The organism is Intrasporangium sp. (assembly GCF_036566125.1).
Classification (GTDB): domain Bacteria; phylum Actinomycetota; class Actinomycetes; order Actinomycetales; family Dermatophilaceae; genus Intrasporangium.
The window spans coordinates 1-6,062 of record NZ_DATCWX010000108.1; the positions used below are offsets into that span (position 1 = coordinate 1).

At 70.3% G+C, this 6,062-nt stretch carries 6 protein-coding genes and 1 pseudogene; 5 read left to right on the forward strand and 2 right to left on the reverse strand.

Annotated features, from left to right (window positions below; translation table 11 throughout):
• Positions 1-316: pseudogene (locus VIR15_RS06450) on the forward strand (MBL fold metallo-hydrolase); the annotation flags it as partial.
• Positions 317-773: 457 nt separating this feature from the next.
• Here the strand turns inward: VIR15_RS06450 and VIR15_RS06455 are convergent.
• The gene (locus VIR15_RS06455) at positions 774-2,027 is read right to left on the reverse strand and encodes an MFS transporter (protein ID WP_331926652.1); all 1,254 of its coding nucleotides are present in this window, start codon (positions 2,025-2,027) and stop codon (positions 774-776) included.
• A 46-nt stretch (positions 2,028-2,073) separates the two neighbouring features.
• On the reverse strand, positions 2,074-2,949 hold the full coding sequence (locus VIR15_RS06460; protein WP_331926653.1) for a hypothetical protein: 876 nt from the start codon (positions 2,947-2,949) through the stop codon (positions 2,074-2,076).
• A gap of 181 nt (positions 2,950-3,130) precedes the next feature.
• On the opposite strand from VIR15_RS06460, the gene VIR15_RS06465 reads away from it, so the two are divergent.
• From VIR15_RS06465 to VIR15_RS06480, 4 genes are all read left to right on the forward strand, one after another.
• Entirely contained in the window at positions 3,131-3,499 is a 369-nt protein-coding gene (locus tag VIR15_RS06465) for a hypothetical protein (protein WP_331926654.1), read from the forward strand.
• Positions 3,496-4,449, forward strand: a complete 954-nt coding sequence (locus VIR15_RS06470; protein ID WP_331926655.1) for an FAD:protein FMN transferase — start codon at positions 3,496-3,498, stop codon at positions 4,447-4,449. The genes VIR15_RS06465 and VIR15_RS06470 overlap by 4 nt, the downstream gene beginning before the upstream one ends.
• Positions 4,449-5,012 (forward strand): ferric reductase-like transmembrane domain-containing protein, encoded by a 564-nt coding sequence (locus VIR15_RS06475; protein WP_331926656.1) that lies wholly within the window; start codon positions 4,449-4,451, stop codon positions 5,010-5,012. The genes VIR15_RS06470 and VIR15_RS06475 overlap by 1 nt, the downstream gene beginning before the upstream one ends.
• On the forward strand, positions 5,009-6,062 hold a 1,054-nt coding region (locus VIR15_RS06480), incomplete at its 3' end, for an NADH-ubiquinone oxidoreductase-F iron-sulfur binding region domain-containing protein (RefSeq protein ID WP_331926657.1). The genes VIR15_RS06475 and VIR15_RS06480, both read left to right, overlap by 4 nt.

Consider the following 6,062-nt stretch of genomic DNA (forward strand, 5'->3'; position numbering starts at 1 on the left):
CCGGATCAGCACGGACGGACCATCCCTCGCGTACACCGGAGACAGCGGCCCCAGCGACCGACGGGTGGACCTCGCCCGCGACGTGACCGTCCTGCTGGCCGAAGCGAGCTACGCAGCGCGCGTGCCCGACGACGTGGTGGGCGTGCTGTCCAGCGCCCGCGACGCCGGCACTGCCGCGACCCATGCGGGGGTCGGACGGTTGGTGCTCACGCACTTGGTGCCGGACACCGACCCGGACGAGGCCCTCGGTTGCGCTCGACAGGTCTTCACCGGTCAGGTCGACGTCGCGCGGCCTGGCCTCGTGCTCGACCTGTAGGCGGGCGCGGGCCGCCGAACTGGACGAAGCCGATGGCTTCACCGAGGCATACGACAACGGCTCTCTCTAGTGCCCAAGCGTTCGCCGCGCCGCCCGGGCGCCAGGTACGCCCAGATTCCCTGCCGCGATGACCGCGTGTGGTGCTGGGGACGGGACGACGGACGGGACGGAATCGCACCGCCGTGCTCAGCGCAACGCAACAACTCGGAATCGTCCCGTCCGTTGTTCCCGCCACCGCCCAGATCACCGGCATAACGTGGATGAGCGGACGTCCGACCGTCGGCATGAGCGCGAAACATCGCCCGTTGAAGGCCCACCTCGACCAATGCGAAGGCGGCGAAACGGGGGCAGGCATCGACGAGTTCGGGCGCTCGAGCCTGTCAGGCGTGTTCTGCGCCGGAGACATGGCCCACCCTCCGGCTCTCCCGATGCCGATGGCGTGGCACCGGCTTTGACTTCACCTCTCGCTGCTGGTCTCGCCGATCGGAGCGGCATGATGGACCAGCGGCTCAGGCGCGGCGAGCCAGGGTATTGCTCCGGCGAGACAGACGAGGCCCGTCACGAGGAAGGCTGCGCCGAAGCCGAAAGCATCCGCCACGAGCCCGACGAGGATCGGACCGACGATGGCGCCTCCGTCCTGGGCCATCTGGAAGGTCGACAGAACCCTGCCGCCGTTCCGCTCGTGGCCGATCACGTCGGCCACGGCGGCCTGCTGGGCGGGGTTCACCAGGCCCGCCCCGACGCCGGAGAGCGCCGACAGGCCGAACAGCACGGCCAGCCCGAGGCCGACCGACAGGGCGGGGTGCTGCGCGAACGCCAGGAGCGCCGTAGACGTCCCCATGACGACCAGCCCGCCGATGACGAGCGGCCGGCGCCCGACGCGGTCGGCCATCTTCCCGGAGAACTGCAGCGTGACCGCGGTGCCGACGGCCCCCATCGCGAGGGCAGCACCAGCCACCCAGGCCCGGTCGAGCACGGCGGTGGCGAGGAGTGGGAGGACGGCCATGCGCACGCCGAAGTTCGTCCAGCCGTTCGCGACGCCCGAGGCCAGCACGGCCCGGTAGACCGGCGACTGCCAGGCCTCGCCCAAGCTCACGACATCCCGCTTCGCCCGCTCCTCGACCGGTTGCAGTCGGGCGCCGCCCAAGCCGATCGCCACCACCGCTGCGGCAACGAGGAGGGCAACGGCGTACACGATGAAGGGGGCCCGCAGGCCCCAGCCGGCGAGCAGGCCACCGAGGACCGGGCCGATCATGCCGCCGATGAGGAAGGCCGACGCATAGGTCGAGGACACCCGCCCGCGAGCGCTCGGGGGCGCCAGCCGGACGAGCAGCGCCATCGTGGAGATGGTGAACATCGTCGACCCGATGCCGCCGAGCCCGCGGAACACGAGCAGCTGGGCGTACGACTGGGCGAAGGCCGTGGCGAAGGAGGAGATCGCGACGATGACCAGCCCGGCCAGGTAGACGGGCCGCTCCCCGAGGCGGCTGACGAGCTCGCCGCCGACGGGCGCGAAGATGAGGCGGAAGAAGGCGAAGGCCGAGACGATGACCGAGGCGGCCGCGACCCCGACGTCGAACGATCGGGCGTAGGCAGGCAGGACCGGCGAGACGATCCCGTACCCGAGGGCGATGACGAACGCCGCGCCGACGAGGATCCAGATCTCCCGCGGAATCCGGAGTGGGCGCGGGAGAGGGCTGGAGCTGGACATCGCGTCATTGTCGCTGACGCGAGGCGGGGAGCCGGACAGCGGCCCTTCAGGACGGTGGTGCCGATGCGACAGAGGCGGGGTCCTCCGCCACGTGACGCAGGAAGGACCAGAACACGACGGCAGTGATGACCGCCAGCGCCGCGAAGGGGACGACCACTGCATCCGAGGCAACGTCCGAGAGGGGGTCGGCCCGATGCCCGAACCACTGGTCGACGGCCACGGTCGCAGCCTCCAACGTCCAGAAGGCGAGCGCGGCGCCTGAGATGAGGTAGCCCCAAGGACGGCGGTGCCACAGCTGCCACGCGCCCACGGCGATCAGCGGCAGCCAGAACGCCAGGTCCTGCAGGTAGGTGGGCACCGTCGCGATCCCCATCCCATCGACCAGATCGGGCATGCGGTCGCTCACGGTGGCGGGCACGATCCGGGCCAGCCAGGCGAGGACATTGAGGACGACGGTGGCGCCGAGATACACCGCGATGGGCCGAGCCCGCATCGCCGGGCTGCACCGGTGTGCAACGGCGTGCACGTCGACCGACCGAGCCACGGTGATCATGGTCGCCAGCGCCAGACCGAACGTCGCCACATAGAGCAGGAAGAGCCGGTTGACCGGCGTCGCGGTCAGCAGCATGAACGAGTTGTAGACGAGGAACATCGACATGCCGCCCCAAACGAACAGCCACCTCGTCGAGCCCAGGAGCGTGCGCCGCGCGGCAAGGAAGAGGGCGGGAGCGGCGACGAGGAACATCATCAGGGCCGTGCCGCGTGCGGATCCCTGCATGACCTCGGGCCCGACGAGGAAGCTGCCGAAGAACGTGAGAGAGCCGGCCGCAAAGGCGACCACGGCAAGAGCCATGGAGAGGTCAACCGCACCACGCGAGGTCGTCTCCCCCGCGGAGGTGGGGGTGCGCTGTTCGATGGCCATTGTTCCTCCTACGTGAGGCCCGTTGGTCTCAGTCGACCGCCGGCACAAAGCCCTCGATAGGGCCGAATGTCCCGGTACCGCGCCATCACATAGGTGATTCACAGGAAGGGCCCCTCCATCGCATACGTCCCTCTCAGGTTGGCGTCCCATCGTTGAAAGACGAACCAGCCGAGGAGGAACGATGAGATCGACCTCGCTCAGACACGCGCGGTCCTGGACGGTGGCCGTCCTCGCCGCGAGCGCCGTGGCGACCGCGATCACCGGCTTCCATCTCGCCGCGGATCATGCAGCCGCCATCGCGGCGGGGACGGGGAGCTCCTCGGGCACCTCGAACGTGAAGCCCGCTCAGCACCCCGACGACGATGGCTTCACGCTCTTCGATGACCAGGACAGCGGCGACGACGGCAGCGGCGGTTTGTTCGGATCGGGCAACCAGACCACGCCGGGCTTCCAGGACAACCAGGGCACCCAGAGCCAGAACGGCTTCGGCTCTCCGGGCCAGCTGGGAACCGGGTCGGGCCCGCCACACGTCACGAGCCACGGATCATGACGGCAGTCCTCGCCGAGCCACTCGGCCGCGTCACCTTCCGCGCGATGAGCACGGTGAACACCATCCTCACGACCGATCCCCGCTCCGCCGGTGCCGCCGCCGAGATCGCCCGGGACTACATCGCCCAGCTGGACCGCGCCGTCTCCCGCTTCCGCCCCGACTCCGAGGTCTCTCGCCTCGCCGCGCGCGCCCGTTCGGACGCCGCCTCGACCTTCGTCTCACCCGTCTTCGCCGACCACCTGCAGACGGCGATCGAGATGGCCCGCATCACCGGTGGTCTCGTCGACCCCACCGTGGGATCCGCCGTCGTGGCGAGCGGTTACGACGATGACATCGAGGTCGTCCGCGCCCGTAGGTTCCCCAACGCCGACACCCGCCGCCCCGCAGTCCCAGGCTGGAGGGCCATTCGCTTCTTCAGCACGAGGCGGTGGTTGTCGGTCCCGCACGGCACGCTCCTCGACCTCGGTGCAACCGCCAAGGCGCACGCCGCTGACGTCCTTGCGGCTCGCCTCCGAGACGAATTGACAGGTGGGTTTCTCGTCGACCTCGGCGGCGACATCGCCGTTGCCGGCGAGGCCCCTGCCGGCGGCTGGCAGATCGGCATCGAGGACGAGGCGGGTCGGGTCCTCCAGGTGGTCGCCTCGACCGGCCAGGCCGTCGCGACGTCGTCGACGAGGCGCCGGTCCTGGTCCTCGGCGAGCGGTGAGCGCCACCACATCATCGACCCTCGAACCGGTCTCACGGCGTCCTTGACGTGGGCGCAGGTGACCTGTGCAGGTGTGTCGGCCGCTGAGGCGAACGCCGCCGCCACGGCAGCGATCGTCCTCGGGCCGGGTGCCGACTCCTGGCTGGAGGAGCAGGGCGTTCCCGCTCGACTCGACGCGCGCGATGGTTCCATTGTGATGACGCGGGGCTGGCCCCGTCAGGACCTGCAGCAACGGCACGCCTGATGAATGAGCTGCTCTGGTACACCTCTCGCGCGACCGGCACGGCAAGCATCGTCCTGCTCACCGGCGTCGTCGTCCTCGGCGCGGCGATCTCGGGGCGTGGCGCCCGCAGCCGGGACGGGGCGACCATCGTCACCGCCCTGCACCGGTGGCTCTCCCTCGGGATGACGGTCTTTTTGCTCCTCCACGTCGCAACAGCCGTCGTCGAGACCTACGTGTCGATCGACCTGATCTCGGCGATCCTTCCGTTCACGTCGGGCTATGAGCGGCTGTGGGTGGGACTGGGGACGCTCGCCTTCGACCTGTTCGTCGCTGTCGTGGTCACCTCGCTGCTGCGCCAGCGCATCTCGGATCGCACCTGGCGCTTCGTCCACTGGGCTGCCTACCTCCTGTGGCCGCTCGCCATCCTCCACGGGTTCACCCTCGGCACCGCTGACGAGCCGGTCCTCCGCCTCACCACCGTCGCCTGCGCTGTGGCAGGTGGCGCGGCGATCGTCTGGCGCTCAGGGGTGACTCACCACGACACGCATCGGCGACGCGATATCGCCGCCCAGGAGTGGTCATGACCCTTGCCTCGCTCCTTCGCGACGCCGGCCTCACCGGCCGCGGTGGCGCCGCCTTTCCCACGGCGGTGAAGCTCGAGGCAGCGCTCCGGCACCGCGCCCGCCTCATCGTCAACTGCTGTGACGGCGAGATCGGTGCCGCGAAGGACGGGTGGGTCGTCGAGCACCACCTCGACGAACTCGTCAGTGGCGCGGCCCTGCTCAGTCCCCGTCGTCCCGCCACGATCCGGTATGCCGCTCACCGCGGTTCCGCGACCGCCGTCCGACTGCAGGGGGCGGGCCTCGACGTCCTCGAGGTACCGGCCCGGTACGTGTCCTCCGAGGAGAGCTCGCTCATCTCCCTCGCCCAAGGCGGTCTCGCCCGACCGATGACGAAGCGGGCTCCTCCCTTCGTTGCCGGCGGGCGGGACTCGGCGGGCCGGCGGATCAGGCCCACGGTCGTCCTCAACGCCGAGACCGTGTGGCGAGTCGTGCAGGTCGCCGAGTGGGGGGCGGATTGGTTCCGCTCGTACGGGACGGCTGCCGAGCCAGGCCCACGCCTCGTGAGCCTCAACGGTCCGACCGCCCGCGGTGTCGTGCTCGAGACGGAGGCGGGAGCCCCGATGTCCGAGTTGCTCTCGGCTGTCGGTGGGCTGCCCGCCGATGCCGAGGCGGTCCTCATCGGTGGCCTGGGCGGCACCTTCGTGCCGGCCGACGCCGTCCCGAGCCTTGCGTGGTCGACGGCCGACCTTGCCCGGTTCGGCGCCGGGACAGGTCCCGGAGTCATCGAGCTGATCGCGCCGCGCGAGTGCCCGATTGCCCTCGTCGACCGGTTCCTCGCCTACGCGGCTGGAGAGTCGGCTGGGCAGTGCGGGCCTTGCATGTTCGGCGTGCCGGCCTTGGCGGCGGAGTGGCACCGCTTCGCGGAGCATCCCAGCGCCCCTGTCCTACAGGACATCTGGCGTCGCACCGGCCTGCTTCCCGGTCGTGGTGCCTGCAAATTCCCTGATGGCGTGGCCCGATTCATCGCCTCCGCCACGTGGGTCTACCGAGACCACCTCGAGGGCCACGTCG